The sequence below is a fragment of the Propionicimonas paludicola genome (assembly GCF_002563675.1).
GTDB lineage: Bacteria > Actinomycetota > Actinomycetes > Propionibacteriales > Propionibacteriaceae > Propionicimonas > Propionicimonas paludicola.
Window position 1 is genome coordinate 791,709 of the sequence record NZ_PDJC01000001.1, and the last position, 24,525, is coordinate 816,233.

Here is a 24,525-nt window from a genome sequence, read left to right on the forward strand (position 1 = left end):
GGCTACAGCGACTCGCCGAGCAGCCGAGCCTGGGTCTGTTCCTGGCCGATCAGGGCCGCCCCAACGGCAGCGACCGGACTGTCGGCAGGGACCTGGTGGAGCCGGGGGCCGAGCTCCAGTGAGGCCAGAAAGGCCGATGATCGAGCTCTGCCGGCCAACTCGGCTCGAAGGCTCTCCAGGAGGCCTCGGCAGTTGTGGATCACTCCGCCATTGAGTGCGATCACGCTGGAGCCGTGGGCCAGGGCCATCACCAGGATGGCGGTGGTCATGCTGGTCAGCAGCCGGTCCGCCTCGATCCCGGCGTGGGGATCGCCGTCGGCTGCCACCTCGAGCAGGCTCGGCAGCTCCAGGCCGTGCGCGGCGAGCCGCAGGCTGAGCGGGCCGCCGCCGGCCGTCAGCTCCAGGCAGCCGCGCTGCCCGCACAGGCATTGCTGACCGTGTGGGTCGACACTCAGGTGGCCGATCTCGCCGGCCACATTGTCCAGGCCGCGGATCAGTCGTCCCTCGCGGATCGCGGCGGCGGCGACACCGGTCCCGAAGTTCAGGTAGAGCAGGTTGCCGGCGGCGTCCGGAAGCTGGCTCACCACACCGAACGCAGCAGCCTTCACGTCGTTCTCGACCGCGACCGGGAGGCCCAGGTGTTCCATGAGCAGAGCACCCAGTGGGAGCTCGTCCACGTGCAGGTTCACGGCGGTGTGGACGACGCCGGTGGCTGGGTCCACGCGTCCGGGAATGCCGACTCCGACGGCTGCGACCTCGGCGAGCGAGCAGCCGGCCGATGCGGTGACCGCGGCGACCGCTTCCCGCGCAGTGGCCATCACGCCGTCCGCACCCGGACGGCTGGGCCGGCGTACTTCGGACACGAGGCGGCCGGCAGGGTCGAGAACGATGGCGTGGGTCTTCGTCCCACCGATGTCCAGGCCTACCAGCAGTCCGCTCATCGGCTTCCCTTCGCCAGGAGGTGCAGCAATGCGAGCATCGTCGCCCTGCCCGCGCCGAAGGTTGCCACGTCAGCCTCGATGGCTCCCGGAGAGGGCCACCCCTCTTCGACCACGAGCACTGGCCGACCAGTTCGGCGCAGGTGCAGGACCGCCTCGCGCAGGAATGGTATCCGGTTGAGATCGCGCCCTTGGGCGATGATCTCCGAGCGCGGGTATTGGGCGAGAACCGCAGCCAACTCGTCCAGATCGGACGCGCTGGCGCAGGTCGCGCCGGGCAGCACCTCATCGATGGACCCCAGGTGCTCGGCCAGGCCCCACGGCGTCTCGCCGGCGGCGATGTTCGGTGCGGAGTGGAGCTGCAGCAGCAGGGGAGCGTGCTGGGCCGGGATCGGCCCCCGCACGGCGAAGCCGCGGCTGTCCAGGCGAGGGGGATCGACAACCTCGGGCCGGGCGGACTGGCGCGCTGTGCGGCACCGCTCGCCGAGCGCTTGGGTTCGTGCAGCGGCGTCGAGTAGCCGGGCCGGGTCCAGGCGTCCGGCGTCCACGGCGGCACGCAGCTCGGCCCGGATCCCGGCGATCTGATCGCCGGTGTTGCCCGAGCCGATGCACAGCAGATCCGCACCCGCGCTCAGGGCGCTGATCGCGGCTTCGGCGATTCCACGTCCGGCACTGGCCCCGGCCATGTCGAGCGCGTCGGTGACGATCACTCCGGTGAAGCCGAGCTCATCGCGAAGCAGGCCGAGGATCGGTGCCGACAAGGTGGCCGGCCGATCGGGGTCCAGCACAGGGACGACGATGTGCGAGGTCATCACGGCGGCCACTCCGGCCGCGACAGCAGCCCGGAATGGTGGCAACTCCCGTTCATGCAGTTGGTCGAGCGTGATGTCGAGCACCGGGAGATCCTTGTGAGAGTCTGCGGCGGTGTCTCCGTGGCCGGGGAAGTGCTTGGCGCAGGCTGCGACCCCGCTGCTCTGCAGGCCGCTGGTGTAGGCGGCAACGTGCGCGGACACCTGTGCGGTGTCGGCACCGAAGCTGCGCACACCGATCACCGGGTTCAGCGGGTTGGAGTTCACATCGGCAACCGGAGCCAGGTTCAGGTCGACCTCGACAGCTGCCAGTTCGGTGCCGATGGCTGCGGCGGTCATTCTGGTCAGCTCGAGGTCGTCTCGGCGACCGAGCAAGGCCGCTCCGGCGTACGGCGATCCGTCCGCGTGGTGCAGCCGGGTGACGTCCCCGCCCTCTTCGTCGATCGCAACCAGCGCGGACGGGTTGGCTCGGTGAATCGAGGCAGTCAGGGCCCGTAGCTGCTGGGTGCTCTCGACGTTGCTGGCGAACAGGCACACCGACCCGAGTCCGCCACGCAACTCGGCCTCCAGCCAAGCAGGTAGCTGCGGCCCGTCGAAGCCAGGCATCAGCACCCGGGCGATCGCCCGGTCCAACTCGTCAGTCATTGCTCAGCCCTTCACTGCCCCGGCGACCAGACCCGAGGTCAGCCGTCCCTGGACGATCAGGAAGAAGATGATCACCGGCACGGCTACCAGGGTGGACGCCGCCATCACCTGTCCCCAGTCCGTCTCTCTGGTCGCACTGGCCTGGACGAAGCCGCGCAGCCACAGCGGTAGCGTGCGGTACTCGTCCTTCTGCAGGATCACCAAAGCAACGGTGAACTCGTTCCATGCCTGCAGGAAGGCGTACACCCCGGAGGCGACCAGCCCGGGAGCCAGCAGCGGGAAGGTGATCCGGAAGAACGCCTGGGTGCGGCTGCAGCCGTCGACCATGGCGGCCTCTTCGAGTTCGGCCGGCACCCCGGCGACGAAGCCGCGCAGCATCCAGATCGTGAAGGGCACCACGGCGGCGATGTAGATGATCGAGACGCCGATCACCGAGTTGAGCAGGTTGAGGGTGCTCATCATCTTGTACTGGGCGATGAACAGGCCCTCGGCGGGCAGCATCTGGATGAACAGCACGGCCAGCACGAACGAGGTCCGTCCGCGGAACTTGAACCGGCTGATGGCCAGGGCGGCCAGGAAGGCGAACAGCAGACAGACCGCGACGGTGGTCAGCGTGATGGCCGCGCTCATCCCCAGCGCCGGCAGGAAGCTGCCCTGGCTGAGCACGGCCGCGAAGTTGTCCAGCGAACCCCCCGACGGCCAGAACCGCGGCGTGGTCGAGGTGAGCACGGAGTTGGGCAGCAGGGCGGAGTTGAGCATCCAGTACACCGGGAAGGCCCAGCCCATGGCGACCAGGATGGCCACTGCGCTGAGCACTGCCCGGCCCGGACGGAACCGCCGCCGGATCGTTGGGTGACTCATCAGGAGTCCTCCTTCATCAGGTGGACGACGTAGAAGGCGCTGAGCGCCAGGGTCAGCAGCAGGACGAAGATCGACAAGGCCGACGCCATCGCAAAGTCCGATGAGCCGACGCCGAGACGATAGATGTAGGTGCCCAGCAGGTCGGTGGACGAGGTGGGTGCGCCGGCGTCCTGCAACATCCGGATCTGGGCGAAGACTCGCAGGTCCCAGATCACCTGGAGCAGGCCGACGATCATCAGCACCGGCCGGATCATCGGCACGATGATGGCGAAGAAGCGCTTGACGCTGCCCGCCCCGTCCAGCGCGGCCGCCTCCATGATCTCCTCGGAGATCTGGGTCAGCCCGGCATAGATCGAGAACGCCACGAAGGGGACCGACATCCACACCACGATCACGGTGGCCACGAAGTAGAAGCTGAGCGGCTGTTCGAGCCAGTTGTGGTTGGTGAAGTCGAGTCCGAGGTTGGTGAGCAGCCAGTTGACCAGGCCGCGCCGCCAGTCGAAGACCCAGATCCACACGGTCATCACCGCGATCACCGGCATCGCCCAGGCCAGCAGCATGGAGATCTGGAGGATGAGCCGGGCCACCTTGCCCACGGCGTTCATCAGCAGGGCGATCAGCACTCCGAGGACTACCGTGATGATCGCGTTGGTCAGGCAGAACGCGATCGAGCGGCCGACCACGGCCCAGGTCTGCGGATCGCTGAACAGCTGGCGGTAGTTCTCCAGCCCGACGAAGGCGGGCGGCTTGCCGAACTGCTGTGCGAGCCCGAACTTCTGCAGTGAGGTAAGGACCTGCCAGTACAAGGGGTAGCCGAGCGCGAACAGCAGCACGGCCACGCTGGGAATCAGGAGCAGATACGGGGCCGGCCTGAACCGTCGCGGACGGGCGGTGGCCCGGTTGGCCGCGGTTGCAGAGCTGGTTGCTGACATCGCCGGATCTTTCTGGCTTCGAGTGGAACGTCCTGGCGGGGGGACGTCCCTGGGCGGACGGTCTTGCCGCCCAGGGACGTCTTCAGTGTGACGGTCGGCTGATTACTTCTGGTTCAGCATCGGGGTCAGGATCGCGTCGTACTCGGCCGCGAGCGCTGCCACGTCGCCACCGTCGGCGATCTTGGCGAAGAACTCCTCGAGCTTGCCCGAGGCCTCCACGCCGGCCCAGCCCGGAGCGGCCGGGGTCAGCTTGGAGTTGGACGCCGACTCGATCAGCGCCTTGGCGAACTCGTCGTCGCCCAGGCTGGAGGTGTAGTCGGAGTTGGCCGGACCCAGGCCGTTCTTGCCCAGCATCTGCTGGTATTCGGGGGAGAAGATGATCTTCAGCAGCTCACGGGAGCCTTCCTGATTCTTCGACGCGGCCGAGATACCGATGTTGGAGCCGCCGGCGAACACCGGAGCCGGCTTGCCGTCGTTGCCCGGCAGGGCGAAGACGCCGAACTTGTCGGGGTTCCAGTTGCGCACTTCCTTGCCGTCCTTCTTGGCCAGGTCGCCGATCGACCAGTGCGCCCAACCCGGCGCCATGATGGTGGCTGCGGCCAGGCTGGTCTTGGCGGTCACCTTGTTCGGGTCCTTGGCGTCGTCCTTGACCACGTCGGAATCGTTGATGTACAGCCACGGAGACTGATCCTTGGCGGTCTTCGGGGCGCGGGAGGCGTCCTTCTGGATCTCCTGAAGCTGGGTCAAGCCCTTGATCGAGTTCGGGTCGGACAGCGTGGACATCCACGAACCGTTCTCGAACTTGGCCAGATCGCCGCCATTGGCGAAGATCCACGAGATGCCGTTGCGCCAGTCCTGGCCGCCGATGAAGAAGCCGGAGAAGTCCTTGATGTTCTTCGGGTTCTTGGCGGCGATGGTCTTCACCGCTGCGTTGAACTCGTCGAGGGTCTTGGGCACCTCGACGCCGGCCGCCTTGTAGATGTCCTTGCGGTAGAACATGTAGCGGGAGCCGAAGTAGTAGGGCAGCGTGTAGTTCTTGCCGTCCACCTTGCCGACCTCGACGAAGGACTGCAGCAGCTTGTCACCGCCGAGTTCGGAGTACAGGTCGGAGACATCGGAGAACGCGCCCACGTTGGTGAAGGTCGGCGACTGAGTGTTCCCGACCTCGACCACGTCCGGGGTGTTGTTGGCATCCGGCAGGGCTGCAGTGAGCTTGGTGACCAAGTCACCCCACGACTGCTCCTCGATGGTCAAGGTGCCGCCGGTCTTTGCCTTGTAGGTGTCCTTGAGGTAGGTACGCAGGGCGTCGGGAGTATCCCCGCCGGCGAGCCACAAGGTGATGTTCTGGCTCGCTGCCGAGCTGGCCGGTGCCGCCGGGCTGCTGGCCGGGCTGGTGGCAGCGCCGCCACTAGCGCAGCCGGTCAGCGCGACCGTGGCGGCGGTAGCCGCTGCGATCGCAGTGAACAACTTCTTCATCGGTATTCCTTTCGGGTTTCTGCGGAGACGGACGTACTGCTCGAGGAGGATCAGGCCACCCCGAGTTCGGACAAAAGGACCAAAGCCACGGCGCCCATCAACACGGCGTCGGAGCCCAACGAACTGACCTTCAGATCAAGGTCGGGACGGAAGTCGGATTGGGTGCGGTGAGCGACGGTCTCGCGGGTGGCGGCCACCAGCGGGCCGTCGATCAGGGCGGACGGCCCACCGACGACCACATGCGCCAGACCGAGCATTCCCACCACCGGGGCGAGCGCGGCACCCAGCCGGGTTCCGGCTTCGGCCAGCACATGATCGCGGCGTTCCGGTTCGGCCTCGACGCGGGCGGTCAAGGCGGGCACCGAGATCCAGGTCTCCAGGCATCCGACCTTGCCACAGGGGCAATCGGCACCGTCCTCGTCGATCACCACGTGGCCGATCTCACCGGCATCGCTGGCCGCGCCGCTGACCAGTTGGCCGCCGACCAGGACGCCGGCGCCGACGCCGCGAGACAGGTGAACCCGGATCAGGTCGTCGGCCCCGCCGGCGAAACGGCGTTCGGCCAGGACGGCCACGTTGGCATCGTTCTGGACCCGCACCGGGATGCCCAGTTCGGCGGCGAGAAGATCCTGCAGGCCAAGGTCGCGCCAGCGCAGGTTCGGAGCACGCAGTACTCGTCCCTCGGAGTCGACGGTGCCGGGGGTGCCCACGCCCAGCCCGAGCACCGGGCGGGTGGCGGCCGACAGCAGATCCTTGGCCAGGCCGCGGGCCGCGGCGAGGGCCTCGGCACCAACGGCGCCATCGAGGCGCCGATCGATCCGGGACACCAGCGTGCCGCCGAGGGTGAAGATCGCACCCCGGAGTTGGTCCTTGGCCGACAGGTCGATGGCCAGGATGTCGCGGGAACCCGGATCGAAAGTGAGCAGTGTGCTCGGCTTGCCCGGACGGGCGTCGGCACTGGTGCCGACCTCGTGGACGAGCCCGCTGGCCATCAGCTCAGCGACGAGATCGGAGACGGTGACCTTGGTCAGCCCGGTGCTGCGAGCCAGGTCGGCGCGGGAGAGTGCAGGGCCGTCGTAGATGTCCTGAAGAACGAGTGCCAGGTTGCTCCGGCGGGTGTCCTCAGGGCGAAGGCTGCGTCGGCTCGGTTGCTGCATGTTGGTTAGTAAAGCTTACTAACGAACATGCAGCAAGAGTCTTCTCCCTGCCGTTATCCAAACGTCACCTTCGGTCGGCTCAGCCGAGCGAGCTGCCCAGCATCACGGCGAGGGCGATCCCCAAAATGACCGGGCCGAGGACCGCCAGGATGATGGCAGCGATTCCCCAGCCACGTCCGGCCTTCTTGACCACGGCGACGATCCCGGTGACCAGACCGCCGATGCCGATCAGTGAGGCCAGGTTGGTCCAGACCCCCACCATCGGGCTCCGATCGAGGATGGCCTGGGTGATGGCGTTCTGGTCAGGCTTGATGCCGGTGCGAGCAGCCTGCACGAAGAGGTCCTGCATGATCGGTAGCAGCGGCAGCATCGCAATGAACGAGACAACGATCGCGATCACTGGCAGCGCGAAGGCGATCATGCCGAGCATCGGGCTCTTCGGCTGCGGCGTTGCCGGGTAGGTCGCTGGGTAGGCGGGCTGGCCGTAGGGGTTGGGCTGACCGTAGCGGTTCTGCTGGCCGTACGGGTTGGGCTGACCGTAGGGGTTCTGCTGGCCGTACGGGTTGGGTTGACCGTAGGCGGCGGGCTGGCCATAGCCATTCGCCTGCCCGTAACCGGCTGGCGGCACGTACTGGCCCGGCTGTGGGTACGGCGTCTGCGCCGGGTAGGGGTTCGCTTGCGGATAGGCGCCCGGCTGGCCATAGGCGGCCTGTCCCCAGGACGGCTGCGAGGTGGGCGCCGGGCTGCTCGGCGCGGGAGTGGACGGCGGTGCGCTGGGGTACTCGCCCTGCGGTGCCGGTGTGCCGGAACTCGGCTGGTCGGGCGCGTCGGACGGCTGATCAGGTGCCATGTACAGAGCCTAACGGAGTCGCCGTGCTGCGCAGAGCAATCGGTAATGTGGCTGCGATGCGGTGGTTGGGCGGCGGATGCCAAGATGGACGCATGGCCTCTCCTGAGCTGCAAGCCCGCACCGTGGCCTGGGCCCAGACCATGGCCGGACATCCGGGCGAAGGCCTGGTGAGGGCGCATGCCGATCCTGGGGCACGGTTGCCGGAACGTCCGCCGGTCTGGCGTGAACAGCGAGAGGCGTGGGAGGCCGAGCACCTGCGGCCCGGAGCCACCCTCGCCCTCGGCGCCGGCGATCGCGCCGACCCGGAGGAACCCGACCAGGAGCGCACCTGCTTCGAGCGGGACCGGGACCGGATCGTCCACTCGACCGCCTTCCGCCGGCTGGCCGGCAAGACCCAGGTCGTGGTCTTCCCGACCGACCATCAGCGGACCCGGCTCACCCACGCCCTCGAGGTCGCCCAGGTGGCTGCCTCGATCGCCCGCGGGGTCGGCGTGAACGTGGCGCTGACCGAGGCCATCGCATTGGGCCATGACTGTGGGCACGGACCTGGCGGACATGCTTCTGAAGAGGCCTTCGACGCCTTCCTGCCCGAGGGTTACGACCATGGCCCCTGGGGCGCGGATGTGGTGCTGACCGGCCTGAACCTGTGCAGCCAGACCCTGGACGGAATCCGGAATCACTCCTGGTCGCGGCCCACTCCGCTGTCCGTGGAGGGCGAGATCGTCAGCTGGGCCGACCGGATCGCCTACTGTGCCCACGATCTCGAGGACGCCGCCTCGGCCGGCATCGTCGACCTGGCCGATCTGCCCGAGCAGATCAGTGCGGTCTGTGGCCGGACCCGTCGCGAGCAGCTCGGCACCTTCGTCCGGGCGGTGATCTCGACCATCGCCGAGACCGGTGAGGTCGGCATGCGGGCCGCGCAGGCCGACGCGCTGGCCGCGCTGCGCGCATTCAACTACCAGCAGATCTACACCCGCCCCGACTCGGTCGCCCAGGCCCGAGCGGTGATCGATGTGCTGCACTCGCTGGTGGAGTATTTCGCCGAACAGCCCGCGCAGCTGCCGGCTGACTTCGCCCCGGCCGACCGGCAACCCGAGACCGTGGTCCGAGCGGCGGTCAGCTATGTGGCAGGAATGACCGATCGGTTCGCCTTCAGCATGGCCGCCGAGCGGCTCGGCTGGGCCTCCGAGCGGCTGCCCCGCGGGATCGGGCGCGGCGCATGAGCTGCCCGGCCTCGACCCATCCGTCCGTGCTTCGGCCTAGACTTCGCCCGTGGCCGGCCTGATCAACGAGGAAGACCTCGCGACAGTTCGCGAGCGTTCCCGGATCGAGGACGTCGTGTCCAGCTACGTCACGCTGCGTCGGGCCGGAGCCGGATCGCTGACCGGGCTGTGTCCGTTCCACGAGGAGAAGACCCCCTCCTTTCACGTGAACCCGGCTCGGGGCTTCTACCACTGCTTCGGCTGCGGTGAGGGCGGCGACGTGATCGCCTTCGTCCAGAAGATCAACAACGTCGGCTTCACCGAGGCCGTGGAGTTCTTGGCCGACCGGGTCGGCGTCCAGCTGCGCTACGCCGACGGCGGCGGCAACCGGCCAGAGCCGGGGCTACGGCTGCGGGTCCTGGAAGCGAACCGGGCTGCGGCTGAGTACTTCGTCGAGCAGCTGAGCGCGGCCGACGGCCTCCCGGGGCGCCGCTTCCTGGACGGTCGCGGCTTCGACAAGGCCGCCGCCGAGCAGTTCGGGATCGGCTATGCCCCCCTCGGTGGACGCGACCTGAACGCCCATCTGAAGGGACGCGGCTTCACCGAGGCCGAACTGGTCAAGGCGGGCCTGATCCGCGAGGCCGGCTGGGATTTCTTCCAAGGCCGCGTGCTGTGGCCGATCCGTGATGCCGGTGGTTCGGTGCTGGGCTTCGGTGCCCGCAAGATCTTCGATGACGACCGGATGCCGGCCAAGTATCTGAATACCCCCGAGACCATCGTCTACAAGAAGTCCAACGTGCTCTACGGGCTGGATCTGGCCCGGGTGAACATCGCCAAGAAGCGCCAGGCAGTGATCGTCGAGGGCTACACCGATGTGATGGCATGTCACCTGTCAGGGGTGGACACCGCGGTCGCGTCCTGTGGCACGGCCTTCGGCGACGATCACGCCAAGCTCCTGCAACGGCTGCTCGGGACCGGGGACGTCTCCGGCGGCGAAGTTGTCTTCACCTTCGACGGCGACGCGGCCGGTCAGGCTGCGGCGCTGAAGGTGTTCAAGGGTGACCAGAACTTCCTGGCGCAGACCTATGTGGCAGTCGAGCCTTCCGGGCTCGACCCGTGCGATCTGCGGATGCAGCAGGGCGATGCTGCGCTCCGGGAGCTGGTCGGCCGCCGGGTGCCGCTGTACCAGTTCGTGATGCGCAACATCCTCGAGGGCTACGACCTGGAGCGGGTGGACGGCCGGCTGGGTGCGCTGCGGGCGGCGGCGCCGCTGGTCAGCAGTGTCCGGGACGAGAGCCTGGTGCTCGGCTACGTCCGAGAGCTATCCAAATGGCTCGGCATGGATCCCGATGAGGTTCGTCGTGAGGTGAAGTTGACTGTCTCGCGTCGTCCACGCCCGGCGGCTGTGCGTCCGGAGCAGGAGGAGGCGCTGATCCCCGAGCCGGCACCGGGCCTGCCGGTGCCCGACCCCCGAGATCGGCGGCTGGAAGCGGAGCGGGGCACCTTGCGCCTGATCGTTCGTGCCCCCGAAGTCTTCCCTGCCGATTGGAACGGCTTGGTCGCCGACGACTTCAGCCACCCGACCTACCGGGCGCTGTTCGAAGCGGTGCTGGCGGCGGCCGACGGCCCCGAGCAGTGGACGGCGCGGATCGTGGCGGCTCGGCCCGACCCGGTCCTCGAGCAGCTGATCGTGACCCTGGCTGTCGAGCCAGTGTTGCGGGAACCGACCGAGGCCTATGCGCGCGAGTACGCCGCCCGGCTGCGGCTGCAGCTGCTGTCGGCCCGGATCGCCGAGCTGAAGTCACGGCTGCAGCGCACCAACCCGCTGGACGACCAGGTCGCCTACAACAAGATGTTCGCCACCCTGGTCGGCATGGAGAGCCAGCGCAGGGACCTGCTCGCCGAGGCCACCGCGACCTGACCGACGCTTCGCGGCTTGTCCACACAAGTCGGTGTTGTCCGATTGTTGCTGCACCGACCCGGACCGCGGCTGTTTCGCTGCTGGTCGCGGGTGGCCAGAGTGTGCCGCATGCGACGAGATCAGGCACTGCCACCCCTCACCGAGAGCGAAGAGCGACGACTGGCCCGACACGTCGAAGCCGGGGTCCTGGCCGGCCATCTGCTGGAGTCGGGGGAGCGGCCGATGCCGGCCACCGAGGCGGAACTGGCCGAGTTGGTCCGGGCCGGACGGGCGGCCGGAGACCACTTGCTGCTGTCGAACCTGCGGCTGGTGCAGAAGCTGGCCGGGCAGGAGGCGCGCCGCTCCGGCCTGCCGCTGGATGATCTGTTCCAGGAGGGCTGCCTGGCCCTGGCCGGAGCCTTGCAGCGATTCGATCCCGACCGCGGCCGGTTCACCAGCTATGCGGCCGGACGGATCGGGCGGCATCTGTCTGCGCTGGCCGCCGCCCGGTTGGGTGCGCTCGGACTCCCGGTCTCGGAGGCGCTGGCGCTGCGCAAGCTCAGAGGCCTGCTCGCTCAGCGTGCCCAGGAGCGCGCCGGGACGGTTCGGGCGGCCGACGTGGCCGAACTGATCGGCTGCGACCTCCTGCAGGCGGAGCGGCTCCTGCGACATCGGTCACCTCTGGAGCTGGTCAGCCCCGATGCACATCCGGCAATCGCAGCGGACGGGGCCGACCCCGATCGACGCATCCTGGACGAGCAACTGCGCCGGGAGGTGAGTCGGCTCGGACCGGAACTGGCTCTGGTGATCCGGCTGCGGTTCGGGATCGGCTGCCCTGAGCCGATGGAGCTGGGGGAGATCGCCGAGCAGCTCGAGGTCAGCCTGAGCACGGCCCGCCGACGCGAGCTGCAGGCATTGGAACTGCTCCGCCAGCGCCTGCTCGTCCATGGGTTCAGTCTGGAGGTGTTGGCCGGCTGAGCCGCTCAGTAGACCGGCGCCAGCTTGGCCAGCAGCTTCTCGGGGTCGGCGTTCAGGCGTCGTCCGGCCGCCCGGATCAACCGGGCGCTGAGCGCAGCGGTCAGGGCGAGAACCACCAAGCCGGTGAGTTCGGCGGGCAGCCGCAACGACAACAGCCACCAGATGGTGCCACCGATGCCGATCAGCGCGAAGAAGCCCATGAACCAGGCCATCACCTTGAGGAAGGCCCCTTGCCGGTTCCCGATCCGCGACTGATCGCTGGCGTTCAGCACGCTCGACAACGCGCCGACCCCGACCCCACCGACGACGACCGACAGGCCGGCCAGCACGCCGGGCAGTGGATCCTCGGAGAAGCCGCCCAGTCCCCACGCCAGCACGGTGAACCCGCACACCAACGGAACCAGGAAGGCCAGCGGGGCCAACGCCTTGCCGATGAGCACTCGGCTCAGCTTGGCCCCGGAGCCGACCAGATAGCCGAAGCCAGGACCGTCGTAGGCGAAGATGTTGAAGCTGGTCGAGATCACCGACATGGCAGCGAAGGCGGCCGACTGCCAGATCAGGCCGCGAGTGGCGAAGCTGGAGTGAGCGACGAACACGCCGATTACCGGCGGAATGATCAAGGTTTGGAGCGCGCGCGGCGAGCGGAAGAAGAAGTAGCGCAACTGCTGCGCGGCTGCTGCCTGAGCCGGGCTGGATGCCAGGCTGCGCAGGAGCCACGGGATCAACGGCAGCTCGGTGGGGGCGACCCCTGGCTTGGCCGAGGTCCATCGGCCACGGTCGGTGCCGGCGACCCGGTTGCGCAGAATCAGCGCCCAACCGATCAGGTTCAGCGCGATGGCGAGGATCACCCAGCTCAGCCGGATCCAGTAGTCAGCCCAGTTGCCGTCGCGCGCGTCCAGGATGGCGCTGGCCGCGGCGCCCGGGGGCAGCCACGATGCCACCGCTCCGAGCGGGCCGGTCAGCTGCTCGCTGAGGGTCTCGACCGCGCTCTGTGCGCTTTGGGCCAGCGCGTAGAGGCCGACCACCAGCAGGGCAGCGCCGATCGCGGTGGCGTCCCGTCCCCGGCGAGAGCGCAGTGCTCCGGCCAGCAGGGCCTGAACAGTGCGGGAGGCGGCCACGCACAGCAGCGTGTAGGCCAGCGCGACCCCGACGCTGGCCAGCCGAGCGGTGGCGGACGTCCCGATGGCCAAGGCGCCGCCGATGGAGAACAGAAGTGTGAACAGCACTGTCGGGGCGATCAGCGCTCCGGCCAGGAGGCCGATGACCTGTTGGCCCGCGGTCAGCGGGAACTGCTCGAGTCGGGCGGGATCCACCACGCCGTCGGCCAGCGACGGCTCGACCAGCGGTCCGACCGCCCAGGGCAGGGAGATCGCCACGAAAGCCCCGATCAGCAGCGAGTCGCCGATCCCGCGGCCGGTCACCAGAGCCGCCGACAGGGTCGCGGTGATCAGTCCGGCGACCACCGCGACCGCCCAGGAGGCCGCGAAGTACCACTGGGCGCCGATCCGTCGACCGCGAACGCGGGAGGCGATGGTGAGTCTCAGTCGGGCGAGGACGAGAGCCACTTCAGCCCACCCTCCTTCAGGTCGCGACCACCGACCAGCTCGACGAAGGCGTCCTGCAGCGGACGGCCGTGCGAGACCTCGGCCACCGTGCCCTCGGCCAACACTCGGCCATTGCCGATCACCACGACCCGATCGCAGAGGCGCTGCACCACGTCCATCACGTGACTGGCGAACACCACGGTTCCGCCGCCGGCGCGATAGAGCTGGAGCAGGTCTTCCATCACCTGAGTGTTCACCGGGTCGAGCGCCCCGAAGGGCTCGTCGAGGACCAGCACCTTGGGGCTGTGCAGCAGGGCGACGCCCAGTCCGATCCGCTTGATCATGCCCAGCGAGAAGTCAGCGATCAGCTGGTCGGGGCTGTCGACCAGATCGAGCACGGAGAGCAGTTCGGTGGCCCGGGCCGCGATCACGTCCGGCTTCATCCCACGCAGTAGGCCCGCATACTCCAGCATCTCGGCCGCGGTCAGCCGATCGAACAGCAGCGGGTTGTCCGGGACGAAGCCGATCTCACGCTTGGCGGCCTGGGGATCGGGCCACACCGGGATGCCGGCCACCGAAGCCGTCCCGGCATCGGGCCGCAACAGTCCGGTGAGCAGCCGCAAAGTGGTGGACTTCCCGGCGCCGTTCGGGCCGGCGATCCCGTAGAAGGTGCCCTGAGGAATCTCCAGATCGATACCGTCGACGGCCCGCACCGGACCGAAAGACTTCATCAGTCCACGGGCGAGCAGCGCGGCAGTCAACGGTCCTCCTTCGTTGCCACCGCGTGCGGTGGTCTGGCTCATCCAGCCTAGCCGCCGCCACCATGGCCGAGGTGGCCAGTGAGCATCAGCGGCTCGATCACGGGGCTGGTGATCTCCATGGTCGTTGCCGGGGCCGCCGCCTAAGCTGGCCACATGCTTCGTCGCGTGCTGCTGTTGTGCCTCATCCCGCTCCTGACCGGCTGTGCCCAGCTGACCGGGACCTCGGAGTGGACCTCCATCACGGCCGACTACTCCGGCTCCGGCCAGTCGTCCAAGGTCACCGTGACGCCCACCCGGATCAGCGTGAAGGCCGGCAAGGTGAGCAACGCCCGCGACCTTCCCGACGGGGCCTGGACCGGGCTGACCACAGCCGTGCGGGCACTGGCTGGCGCTTCGGCCACCAAGGACTGCAAGGACGGCCAGGTGATCGTGATCCAGGCCTATGCCGGCGAGAAGGTCCAGCAGAGCATCCGAGCCACCAGCTGCGAGGCCGGTGACTCGATGGCGAAGGCACAGGCGGCTCTGGACACCTTGCTCAGCTACGTCCGCTGACTCAGCCGAAGAGGGCCACACCCCAGGTGTCCCAGCAGAGCTTGGCGATCAGGGCACCGGAGACCACCAGGAAGGCCGCCCGGACGAAGCTCGAGCCTCGTGAGATCGCGGTCCGCGCACCCAAATAGCCGCCGGCCAAGTTCGCGGCGGCGAGCAGCAGGCCCAGTCGCCACAGCACCCAGCCATGCGGGACGAAGTAGGCCAGTGCGCCGAGGTTGGTGGCCACATTGACCACCTTGGCCTTCGCGCTGGCCTGCAAGAAGTCGAGGCCGAGCAGGCCGACCAAGGCGAACACCAGGAAGGCCCCGGTGCCCGGGCCGATCAGACCGTCATAGCCGCCGATCACCACGCCGATAGCCAGGCCAATAGGCACCTGGTGAGCGCGGACGGGGACGTGGACCGCGGTTCGTCCAAGATCGGGACGGGCCGCCGTGAACGCCGCGACGGCGACCAGCGCAACCACCACGATCGGCTTGATCACGGCCACCGGAAGCAAGGCGGCCAATGCGGCGCCCGCTGCGCTGCCGATCAGCGCTGCGGCGGCCATCGGCAGGATGCTGCGCAGCTCGGTGCGGGTGCGACGCCGATAGGTGATGGCACTGGTGGTGGTCCCGAAGATCGAGGCGAACTTGTTGGTGGCCAGTGCCGAGATCGGGCTGATCCCCGGAATCAGCAACAGCACCGGCAGCTGGACCAGCCCGCCGCCGCCGATCACGGCGTCCACCCAGCCGGCCGCGAAGGCGGCCAGGACGATCAGGATCAGGACCGTCCAGGTGATGCCCTCGATCCCGAACAGGCTGTAGGGATCCATCAGGCTCCTGGCTCGGTTGCAGGGGCGAGCCTAGCGGCCGCGCCGACCGCGCCGCGGGCCCGGCTCAGCGCTTGACCGAATGGCTGCTTGAGGTGGCCGACGTGGTCGTGTAGCCGGGCTTGCTCACGGTGACCCGCACCGAGATCTTCTTGCCGCGATCCTTCGAGGTCAGCTTGTACTTGGACTTCGTGGCACCGCTGATCGACTTGCCGTTGCGCAGCCACCGGTAGCTGTAGCTGGACGGGCTGGGGGACCAGGTGCCCTTGCTGGCCGACACGGTCTTGCCAGCCCGAAAGGTTCCGGTTGCGGTAGGAGACTTCGACTTGCTCAGAATGCCAGGGCCTACTGCGGACGTAGGACTGCTCTCACTTGACCAGGAGTAGCCGGCGAGCTTCCCGGTCACTCGCACTTGGATGACTGCATTTGCGTCGGCGGCAGTCAAGGTAAGTGTTGGCCCTGAGGCGATCGGTGCGCCGTTTCGGGACCACTCGTAGCCGTAGGCCGCAGAGACGATGGACCTCGCCGCGCTGGCAGAGAGAGTGCTACCTACTCGCGGGGTCCCGGTGATTGTGAAGGTGCCGGTTGGCTCGGTCGAGGCGGTCTCGGCGGACTGGATGTTGGAACTCAGAGTCGCGACGGCGGTGTTCGCCTGAGCGATGCCTGATCCGCAAGCCGACTTCGAGCATCCCGCCTTGGCTGTCGCTCTGAGGATCTCTGTGACTTGTGATGTGAGGAGAGTTGGTTCAACGGACTTGAGAAGTGCGGCGATCGCGGCCACGTGAGGGGCGGCCATCGATGTGCCGCTCATGTAGCTGTAGCCGGCGTAGGTGGCGGTGGTGCTGCCACGGTTGATGGTCGACAGGATGCCATCGCCGGGTGCCGAGATGGTCAGCTCGGTCGGGCCGCCGTAGTTGCTGTAGCTGGCGAGTTGCCCTGCGCTGTTGGTCGACCCCACTGAGATGACATTTCTGCAGTTGGCGGGGCTGTACTTCCGTGCGGCTGCGCTCGAGTTGCCAGCCGCCACAACTACGATCACGCCCTTAGCTGTTGCGTCGTCGATCGCCGACTGCATAGGGCCTCCGCAGGGCGAGGGGTCAGTGTTCCCGAGCGAGAGGTTCAGTACCTGGGCTGGACGGCTGTTCGTCGGCAGTCCCTTTACGGGCAGTCCGGCTCCCCACAGGATGGCGGCAATCACGTCGGTCTCGGAGCCGCCGCCCCGGCCAAGGGCGCGCAACGGCTCTACCTTCGCATCGGGGGCCACCCCAGCCACCCCTGCGCCGTTGCCCGTCAGTGCGGCGATGATGCCGCTCACGTGAGTGCCATGCCAGGAAGATGTGTGTTGGCCTAGTCGGTCGGTGTAGAAGTCACCGGTGTCGGTCGGATCACTGTCGCGCCCGTTGCCGTCCCCGGCGAATGCCGGGTCGCTGATGAAGTCGTAGCCCGCGATCACATTGCCGCCGATGACGCTCGTGTCAGATCCGGTGAGATCTGGGTGAGCAGTGATCCCGGTGTCGATCACGCCGACAACTGTGTTGGCCCCGGTCGATATGGGCCACGCGCTCTCAGCATGAGTGCCGTAGATGCCGGCATTCGTCACGTTCCAGAGATAGTTGTAGTAGATGTCGTTGGTCATGGTCGGACGGAACCAGCGGGCGGTGTCGGCGGCGCGGACGCCCTTTGCGTCGCTGACTTGGCTCTCAACCTGGGCCGATTCTGCGGCTGTGAGCGTCGTGTCCAGCGTTACTGCAACCATCGAGTCGGTGATCGGCGCGACCTTAGTCACCCGCGCATCGGCGACCTGGTCGGCCACTTTCGCGACCGCGGCCTGGGCCGCCTCGGCCGGATCGGACTGCGCCTTGTCGAAGGTGACGATGATGGTCTTGGTCGCCGGCTCGGACGGGTCGGTCGCGGTCGGTGCGGCCGCGGACGGGCTCGGGTCGAGGGCCGGCAGATCGGTGGGCTCAGGGGTCGCGGTGGCGACCGGAGAGCCCGACTCGGAGGCGCTGGGTGAGGCCGAAGGGGTGTCGGGAACAGTGTCGTCGGCGGTGGCCGAGCTGATGCTGAGCGGGAGAATCACCAAGCTCAGCGCCGCAATCGCGGCCGTGCCAACGCGCCAGGACAACACGGGCTCCCTTCTAGGTCCACGGCGATCGTCGCACGCGCACCTATGAAGACCCTGCAAGCAGTGGGGTTGTCCGCAGTAATGCTCTAGGTCGGAGTGAGATTTACCGAAGCCAGGGCGGGATCAGGCCGGCGCCCACTCCCAGCCGATGCCATAAGCCAGGCCGGGGTAGGGCCGAGTGAAGCTGGTCTTGACCTGGCTCGAGGTGGACAGGTCGAGCTCGCGCACTTCGTCGCCGATGCCGGCCATGTCGGAGGAGATCACGCCGTCCATCACCCAGGCCCGGCTGGCCACCGAGGGCGTCCCGAAGTCGACGTTCACCTTCAGCGAGTGGGCCGGACGCAGCGGCGCCAGCGCCATGAACGGGTTCAGCGCGCGAGCCTTGGGGACGTGCACCTGGAGTTTGGTCTGCCGGATCTCGCCGCGCGCCAGATCGCCGGGCAGTTCCAGGGTCACCCGCCACAGGGTCTTCGACGGCCGCAGCACCTCGACCACCCGAAGCCCTTCGATGGCCGTGAAGGTCAGATCGGTGTCCGGCTCCAACTGGCCCGGAATGCCGAATGCCTCGTGGATCTGCTTGGGTCGATCGGTCAAGGAGCGGACGGTTCTGGTCAACGTCAAGGTGGCGTCCTCGGCGAGCGCCAGGTCCAACTCGTGGTCCTCCCAGCACCACCCGTGATCGTTGAACGGCCCCCGAGTGTCGGCGTGAGCGACGGCGAGCGCCTCGCCGAGGAGTTGCTCGGCCGTCCGCAGTCGTCGGCGGAGCACTCGCGGGCTGCGATCGAGCACACGCTCGGCGACCGCCAGGCGCTGCTCGAGGAATGGCTCGTCAGAACTCACTCCTGAGGCCATCAGGATCAGATAGCGAAGATCCCTGGGGAACGCCTGGGTGTTTTCGTCGAGCAACTTGATCAAGGCCGCGCGGGCCTCATCGTCATTTGTCGAGGGATCGATTCCCAAGATGCGTTGCAGTTCAGCACCCAGCCAATGCTGGATGTCTGGACGCCGGATTCCACGGCCACGATGCAACTCGCGCAGCTCAGCGCTGATCGCAACCTCGTCCATGGCTCGAATTGTGCCCTGAAAAGGCCCTCTAGCGCGACCGAGCACGCCAGCCGAGCGCAACTAGCGGGGCCGGGGCCGGTCACTTCATTGTCAGTTTGGCCGCCCAGCTAGGCCGAGCACGCAACTGTGGGCATCATCACGCTAGGAGAAAGGGGCTCCGCGTTGGTGCTGCGCACGAGCATCTGATCCTTTTTTCGGTGGTCGAGGAAGTGGGGTGAACACATGATCATCATCACAATTCACTTCGCTGGACTCGCCAACTGACTTCCCACTCCCAGGGAGGCTGTCCCCACAGGGGGGTTGACCGCAGGCCGAAGCGGTCAGTTCGGGGGCGGAGCACTGCGGCTGTGGGGCGGACTGTCCGTCGGCCCCACAGCCGGCTCGGAGTCCACGAGCAGAACCCATGCTGAGACGTCGGTCCCACTCTGCGAAACTACGCAACGTAGTAGTAGAGAGGACGCGACGGTGCATACGCGACTGCTTTCCGGCAATGAGGCCGTGGCTCTGGGCGCCTGGGAGGCCGGGGTTGCCGTCGGCTGTGGGTATCCGGGGACTCCATCCACCGAGATTCTTGAGGCCTTGGCCGGCAAACCCGGGGTCTACACCGAATGGTCGGTGAACGAGAAGGTGGCCCTCGAGGTCGGGGTCGGTGCCGCACTGGCCGGTGGCCGGACGCTGGTCACCATGAAGCATGTCGGGGTGAATGTGGCCGCCGATCCGCTGTTCACCGCGAGCTACACCGGGGTCCGAGCCGGTCTGGTGATCGTGACGGCCGACGATCCGGAGCTGCACTCGTCCCAGAACGAACAGGACAATCGCAACTACGCGATCGCGGCCAAGGTGCCGATGCTCGAGCCGTCCGACTCGCAGGAAGCTCGGGAGTTCACCAGACTCGCGTTCGAGCTGTCCGAGACCTTCGACACTCCGGTCTTTCTGCGGATGACTACCCGGCTCTCCCACTCCAAGAGCCTGATCGAGCCGTTCGCCGGGGATGCTCCGCAACGTACCGAGGCGCCGCTGGCGCCTGGCTTCGAGCCAGACCCGCGCAAGTACGTGATGATCCCCGGGCACGCCCGGGCCCGTCGGGTTGCCGTCGAGGACCGCATGCAGCGGCTCATCGAGGCGGCAGAGGATCATCCGGCCAACCGGATCGAGTGGCCGGACGGGTTGCCGGCCGACGCCATCGCCGAGTTCGGAGTGATCACCTCCGGCATCCCGTACAGCTACGTGAAGGAAGTCGCGCCGCAGGCTCCGGTGCTGAAGCTCGGCCTGGTCCATCCGTTGCCGCGGCGGTTGCTGGCCGAGTTCGCGGCGCGGGTGCGATGGCTCTACGTGGTCGAAGAGCTCGACCCGGTGATCGAGACCCAGCTCAAGGCGTGGGGGATCGACTGTGTGGGGCGCGAGGCGTTCTCCGGGATCGGTGAGTTCAGCCCGACCATCGTGGCCCGCGGCCTGGGCCGTCCGCTGCCGGCACCGACGCTGAGCCCGCAACTGGAGGTGACGGTGCGACGTCCGGGCTTGTGCCCGGGCTGCCCCCATGATCACGTGTTCACCGAGTTGCGTCGCCTGGGGTTCATCGTCTCCGGCGACATCGGCTGCTACTCCCTCGGCGTACTGCCTCCCTACAACGCCATGGACACCCTGCTCGATATGGGCGCCTCACTGACCATGGCCCAAGGCATGGATCTGGTCGTGCCGCCCGAACAGAAGGGACGGATCGCTGCCGTCATCGGCGACTCCACCTTCGCTCACTCCGGGATCACCGGACTGCTGAATGCGGTCTGGAACGGCCGCGACGGTCTCTACGTCGTGCTCGACAACGGCACCACGGCCATGACCGGAATGCAGCCCAACCCGCTCAGCGGCGAACGAATGGGACGATCCGACGCACCATCCCTCGACTACGCCTTGCTGGCCAAGGCCATGCACATCCCCGACGATCGGCTGGCCATGGTGGACGCCTACGACACCGCGACCATCTCGGCGGCGCTGGAGCACCTGGCCGGCCAGTCCGGCGTCCGGCTGCTCGTGGTGCTGGGGCTGTGCCTGATCGAGGGCCAAAAGCTGAAGCGGATCGAGAAGCTCGACCTGAAGAAGACGGTCCGCCGCGAACTCGTCCGTACCCATCCGCTGGGAGGCCAGCATGAGTGAGGTCTTCAACGCGCTGCTGGTCGGCGTCGGCGGCCAGGGGATCGTGCTGTCCAGCGACATCCTGGCCGAGGCGGCTGCACTCAGTGGGCTGGATGTGAAGAAGTCCGAGATCCACGGCATGTCGCGGCGCGGTGGACCGGTGTTCAGCCACGTCCGCTTCGGTGCGGTGGTGCATTCGCCGGTGATCCCGACCGGGGCGGCCGACCTGATCTTGGCGATGGAGCCGATGGAACTGCTCCGTTGGGCACCCTGGGCGGGTCCGGGCGCGGCGGCCTGCTACCTGGCGGCACCCATCCTTCCGGTGGGGGTGGAGGAGTACCCCGAAGGGCTGGCGGACGAACTGGCGCGGCTGTTCCCGCGGCTGGTTCGGATCGAGTTGGCCTCGATTCGCCGCAGCGTGCCGCTGAAGGTGCGCAACACCGCTCTGCTGGGTGCGGCCTCGGTGTTCCTTCCGCTGGAGCTGGACAGCTTCGCTGCGGCCATCACCGTTCTCGCCCCGCGAGGCAGCGCGGAGGCCAATCAGGCCGCCTTCGACACCGGCCGCGCTCTTGCCGAAGCCCAGTTGAAGGAGCCGGCGGATGTGGAATGAGGCTGCGCAGACCATGCCGGTCGACCAGTTGCGAGCCCTGCAGCTCAGCCGGCTGAAGTCCTTGTTGGCGCTGGTGCACGACCGGGTCGACTTCTACCGGCATCGGCTGGACGACGCGGGAGTGGTCCCCTCCGAGGTGACCAGCCTGGACGACCTGGCCCAGGTCCCGTTCACCTCCAAGTACGACATGCGCGAGGTGTTCCCGTTCGGGCTGTTCGCGGTGCCGGCCGAAGAGATCGTCGAAGTGCACATGTCCTCGGGGACTACCGGCAAGCCGGTGGTCGGCGGCTACACCCGAGCCGATCTCGACCTGTGGCAAGAGGTGATGGCCCGCACCCTGGACGCCGGCGGCCTGCACGCCGGGGACGTGATCCAGGTGGCCTACGGCTACGGGCTGTTCACCGGGGGACTGGGCGGCCACTACGGCGGCACCCGGCTCGGTGCCATGACCCTGCCGATGTCGTCGGGCAACACTTTCCGGCAGCTCAACACCATGGCCGACTTCGGCACCACAGCGCTGCTGTGCACCCCGTCCTATGCGCTGTTCATCGCCGAGCAGGCCCGTGAGCAAGGGGTCGACCTGGCGTCCGGGCCGTTGCGGGCCGGGTTCTTCGGGGCTGAACCGTGGTCGGCGGAAATGCGGTCCGACATCGAGACCAAGCTCGGCATCAAGGCCTACGACATCTACGGCCTGACCGAGCTGATCGGTCCCGGGGTGGCTGCGGAGTGCACCGAGCAGAATGGGCTGCACATCTTCGAGGACCACTTCTACCCCGAGATCGTGGACTCCGAGACCGGGGCGGTGCTGCCGGCCGGCGAGAAGGGCGAGCTGGTGCTGACCACGCTCACCCGCACCGGGACGCCGGTGCTGCGCTACCGCACCCGCGACATCACCTACCTGATCGACGAGCCCTGCCCGTGCGGACGCACGTCGCGGCGGATCCATCGGCTGATGGGCCGCAATGACGACATGCTGATCATCCGCGGGGTCAACGTCTTCCCCCAGCAAGTCGAAGAGGTGTTGCTGCGGATCGAGGGGGTCGAGCCCTACTACCGGATCGTGGTCGACCGGGACGGCTCGATGGACACCCTCGAGGTGGAGGTCGAGATGACCGAAGGGCTGTTCTCCGACGAGGTCCGCACGGTGCTGGCCCTGGAGCGCCGGATCGAGCACGAGCTGCGGCTGGCGCTCGGCATTCAGGCCGTGGTCAAGTTGGTGAACCCGAAGACCATCGAGCGCAGCGAAGGCAAGGCCAAACGGATCGTCGACCGGCGAGCCGTCACCACGAGCATCTAGGCAGGAACAGACATGATTCTTCGCCAGGTTTCGGTGTTTCTGGAGAGCGAACAGGGACGGTTGGCGCCGGTGGTCCGCCACCTGGCCGATCGTGGGGTGAACCTGCGGGCATTGATGCTGGCCGAGACCGACCGGTTCGGCATCGTCCGCTTCATCGCCGACGATGCGGACGCCGCCCTGGCCGCGGTCCAGGAACTCGGCGTCACCGCCCGGATCTCGGAGGTCTTCGGGGTCGAGGTCTCGGACCGTCCCGGCGGCCTGGCCGACCTGCTCACCCTGCTCGATCGGGCACGGGTCAGCGTGGAGTACCTCTACGCCGAGCTGGCCGAGATCGACGGACGGGCACTTCTGGTGCTCAAGCTGACCCCACCCGAGGTGGCTCAGCAGGTGCTCGCCGAGGCCGGCCTGGGCTGAGCCGCTCGGCCTGCGGCCCGACTCGCTCCGGCCGGGTCCGGCTGCCAGGATGAGGACATGATCGCTGACGAACTCGAAGCCCGGCTGCGCGCCGCCGTCGCCGCAGCCATGCCGCAGGCCATCGCCGAACTCACCGAGTTGGTGGCCATTCCGTCGATCTCCTGGCCGGCCTTCGACCAGGCGCCGATGCGGGCCAGCGCCGAGGCGATCCGTGCGCTGGCCGACCAGACTGGGGTCTTCGATGACGTGGCCATCCGTACCGCCCGGATCCCGGGCACCGATGAGGATGGGCAGCCGGCCGTCCTGGGCGTTCGGGATGCGGCCGGTCGGCGGGTCCTGCTCTACGCCCACCACGACGTCCAGCCGGTCGGCGACGAAGCCATCTGGCTCACCTCACCGTTCGTGGCCACCGAGCGCGACGGACGCCTCTACGGTCGCGGCACCGCCGACGACAAGGCCGGAGTGCTCACCCATCTGACCGCCCTGAAGGTGGTCCGCGAGGTGCTCGGCGATGACTTCGGATTGGGTGTAAGCCTGTTCGTCGAAGGCGAGGAGGAGTACGGCTCGCGCTCCTTCGGGCAGTTCCTGATCGACAATCGCGACGCGCTGGCCGCCGACCTGATCGTGGTGGCCGACTCCGGCAACTGGGACTCCGACACCCCGGGCCTCACCGTTGCGCTGCGCGGCAACGCCCGGTTCACCCTGCGGGTGCGGACGCTGACCCACGCCCTGCACTCGGGCATGTTCGGCGGCGCCGTGCCGGACGCCATGCTGGCCACCATCAAGCTGCTCAACAGCCTGTGGGACGAGACCGGTGCGGTCGCCGTGCCGGGCCTGCGCTCCCGGGACGGTGTGGTGCCCGAGTACGACGAGCAGCGGCTGCGCGAGGAGACCGATCTGCCGACGACCAGCACCCCCATCGGTACCGGGCCGATCCTGGATCGGATCTGGAACCGTCCGTCGATCACGGTGACCGGGATCGACCACGCCACCACCGCGGCGGCGTCCAACACGCTCAGCCCGGAGGTCACCGTGGTGATCAGCGCCCGGGTGGCTCCGGGCCAGGACGCCGTCGAGGCCTACCAGGCCATCAAGGCTCACCTGGAGGCCCACGCACCGTTCGGGGCGCAGCTGGAGTTCAGCGAAGTCGACTGCGGCCAGGGCTTCGAAGCCCAGCCGGGCTGGGCCACCGAGCTCGGCCTGGAGGCGCTGGAGAAGGGCTATGGCGTCGCTCCGGTGGAGCTGGGCGTCGGTGGTTCGATCCCGTTCATCTCTGAGTTGGCCGCCGAGTTCCCGGACGCGGGGATCCTGGTCACCGCCGTCCTCGACCCGCAGGGATCGCCGCACAGCCCCAACGAGTCGCTGCACCTGGCCACCTTCGAGCATGCGGTGCTGGCCGAGGCGATCCTGTTGGCGTCGTTGGCCACCTCGGCCTAAGTACATCGACCCGGGCGTCGGGCCCACCGGCTGG

The 24,525-nt window shown here is 67.9% G+C and carries 21 protein-coding genes; 9 read left to right on the top strand and 12 right to left on the bottom strand.

The features are described 5' to 3' along the window. Positions 1-2: 2 nt before the first annotated feature. The 7 genes from ATK74_RS03515 to ATK74_RS03545 form a co-directional block, all read right to left on the bottom strand. Positions 3-941, bottom strand: coding sequence for an ROK family protein (locus tag ATK74_RS03515; RefSeq protein ID WP_098459744.1), 939 nt, complete (start codon positions 939-941; stop codon positions 3-5). Next, on the bottom strand, positions 938-2,392 hold the full coding sequence (locus tag ATK74_RS03520) for a glycoside hydrolase family 3 protein (protein ID WP_098459745.1): 1,455 nt from the start codon (positions 2,390-2,392) through the stop codon (positions 938-940). Before ATK74_RS03520 ends, ATK74_RS03515 begins: the two co-directional genes overlap by 4 nt. A 3-nt stretch (positions 2,393-2,395) precedes the next feature. Next, positions 2,396-3,253: a carbohydrate ABC transporter permease gene (locus tag ATK74_RS03525; protein WP_098459746.1), complete on the bottom strand. Its 858-nt coding sequence runs from the start codon at positions 3,251-3,253 to the stop codon at positions 2,396-2,398. Continuing rightward, on the bottom strand, positions 3,253-4,185 hold the full coding sequence (locus ATK74_RS03530) for a carbohydrate ABC transporter permease (protein ID WP_098459747.1): 933 nt from the start codon (positions 4,183-4,185) through the stop codon (positions 3,253-3,255). Before ATK74_RS03530 ends, ATK74_RS03525 begins: the two co-directional genes overlap by 1 nt. 102 nt (positions 4,186-4,287) lie before the next feature. Continuing rightward, complete coding sequence (locus tag ATK74_RS03535) at positions 4,288-5,661, bottom strand: extracellular solute-binding protein (protein WP_098459748.1); 1,374 nt, start codon at positions 5,659-5,661, stop codon at positions 4,288-4,290. Between the two features lie 50 nt (positions 5,662-5,711). Beyond that, on the bottom strand, positions 5,712-6,818 hold the full coding sequence (locus tag ATK74_RS03540; RefSeq protein WP_098459749.1) for an ROK family transcriptional regulator: 1,107 nt from the start codon (positions 6,816-6,818) through the stop codon (positions 5,712-5,714). Positions 6,819-6,897: 79 nt separating this feature from the next. Beyond that, positions 6,898-7,668, bottom strand: coding sequence for a DUF4064 domain-containing protein (locus ATK74_RS03545; RefSeq protein ID WP_098459750.1), 771 nt, complete (start codon positions 7,666-7,668; stop codon positions 6,898-6,900). Between the two features lie 140 nt (positions 7,669-7,808). On the opposite strand from ATK74_RS03545, the gene ATK74_RS03550 reads away from it, so the two are divergent. The 3 genes from ATK74_RS03550 (at position 7,809) to ATK74_RS03560 (ending at position 11,748) form a co-directional block, all read left to right on the top strand. Next, positions 7,809-8,891 carry an HD domain-containing protein gene (locus ATK74_RS03550; protein WP_098461950.1) on the top strand — a complete coding sequence of 361 codons (1,083 nt, stop codon included), beginning with the start codon at positions 7,809-7,811 and terminating at the stop codon, positions 8,889-8,891. 49 nt (positions 8,892-8,940) lie between these two features. Further along, the gene (gene dnaG, locus ATK74_RS03555) at positions 8,941-10,791 is read left to right on the top strand and encodes a DNA primase (RefSeq protein ID WP_098459751.1); all 1,851 of its coding nucleotides are present in this window, start codon (positions 8,941-8,943) and stop codon (positions 10,789-10,791) included. 108 nt (positions 10,792-10,899) lie between these two features. Next, positions 10,900-11,748 (top strand): sigma-70 family RNA polymerase sigma factor, encoded by an 849-nt coding sequence (locus tag ATK74_RS03560; RefSeq protein ID WP_098459752.1) that lies wholly within the window; start codon positions 10,900-10,902, stop codon positions 11,746-11,748. Between the two features lie 5 nt (positions 11,749-11,753). Here the strand turns inward: ATK74_RS03560 and ATK74_RS03565 are convergent, their stop codons facing one another. Both ATK74_RS03565 and ATK74_RS03570 read right to left on the bottom strand, forming a co-directional pair. Next, positions 11,754-13,313 (bottom strand): hypothetical protein, encoded by a 1,560-nt coding sequence (locus tag ATK74_RS03565; RefSeq protein ID WP_098459753.1) that lies wholly within the window; start codon positions 13,311-13,313, stop codon positions 11,754-11,756. Then, positions 13,289-14,053, bottom strand: a complete 765-nt coding sequence (locus ATK74_RS03570; protein WP_098461953.1) for an ABC transporter ATP-binding protein — start codon at positions 14,051-14,053, stop codon at positions 13,289-13,291. The genes ATK74_RS03565 and ATK74_RS03570 overlap by 25 nt, the downstream gene beginning before the upstream one ends. Positions 14,054-14,206: 153 nt before the next feature. Between ATK74_RS03570 and ATK74_RS03575 the strand changes: the two genes are divergently transcribed. Next, positions 14,207-14,605, top strand: a complete 399-nt coding sequence (locus ATK74_RS03575; protein WP_143483548.1) for a hypothetical protein — start codon at positions 14,207-14,209, stop codon at positions 14,603-14,605. Position 14,606: 1 nt separating this feature from the next. On the opposite strand, the gene ATK74_RS03580 is transcribed toward ATK74_RS03575, so the two are convergent. The 3 genes from ATK74_RS03580 to ATK74_RS03590 form a co-directional block, all read right to left on the bottom strand. Continuing rightward, positions 14,607-15,416, bottom strand: coding sequence for a sulfite exporter TauE/SafE family protein (locus tag ATK74_RS03580; RefSeq protein ID WP_098459755.1), 810 nt, complete (start codon positions 15,414-15,416; stop codon positions 14,607-14,609). A 64-nt stretch (positions 15,417-15,480) separates the two neighbouring features. Continuing rightward, entirely contained in the window at positions 15,481-17,538 is a 2,058-nt protein-coding gene (locus tag ATK74_RS03585) for a S8 family serine peptidase (protein WP_143483549.1), read from the bottom strand. A 123-nt stretch (positions 17,539-17,661) separates the two neighbouring features. After that, the gene (locus ATK74_RS03590; protein ID WP_098459757.1) at positions 17,662-18,603 is read right to left on the bottom strand and encodes a hypothetical protein; all 942 of its coding nucleotides are present in this window, start codon (positions 18,601-18,603) and stop codon (positions 17,662-17,664) included. Positions 18,604-19,068: 465 nt separating this feature from the next. Between ATK74_RS03590 and ATK74_RS03595 the strand changes: the two genes are divergently transcribed. The 5 genes from ATK74_RS03595 to ATK74_RS03615 are packed head-to-tail and all read left to right on the top strand — an operon-like array spanning position 19,069 to position 24,491. After that, positions 19,069-20,754 (top strand): thiamine pyrophosphate-dependent enzyme, encoded by a 1,686-nt coding sequence (locus tag ATK74_RS03595; RefSeq protein ID WP_169923714.1) that lies wholly within the window; start codon positions 19,069-19,071, stop codon positions 20,752-20,754. Beyond that, positions 20,747-21,343 carry an indolepyruvate oxidoreductase subunit beta gene (locus ATK74_RS03600; RefSeq protein ID WP_098459759.1) on the top strand — a complete coding sequence of 199 codons (597 nt, stop codon included), beginning with the start codon at positions 20,747-20,749 and terminating at the stop codon, positions 21,341-21,343. Before ATK74_RS03595 ends, ATK74_RS03600 begins: the two co-directional genes overlap by 8 nt. Beyond that, on the top strand, positions 21,333-22,640 hold the full coding sequence (locus ATK74_RS03605) for a phenylacetate--CoA ligase family protein (protein WP_098459760.1): 1,308 nt from the start codon (positions 21,333-21,335) through the stop codon (positions 22,638-22,640). The genes ATK74_RS03600 and ATK74_RS03605 overlap by 11 nt, the downstream gene beginning before the upstream one ends. 12 nt (positions 22,641-22,652) lie before the next feature. After that, positions 22,653-23,054 (top strand): amino acid-binding protein, encoded by a 402-nt coding sequence (locus ATK74_RS03610; protein WP_098459761.1) that lies wholly within the window; start codon positions 22,653-22,655, stop codon positions 23,052-23,054. A 57-nt stretch (positions 23,055-23,111) separates the two neighbouring features. Continuing rightward, entirely contained in the window at positions 23,112-24,491 is a 1,380-nt protein-coding gene (locus ATK74_RS03615) for a M20/M25/M40 family metallo-hydrolase (protein WP_098459762.1), read from the top strand. The last annotated feature ends 34 nt before the right edge of the window (positions 24,492-24,525 follow it).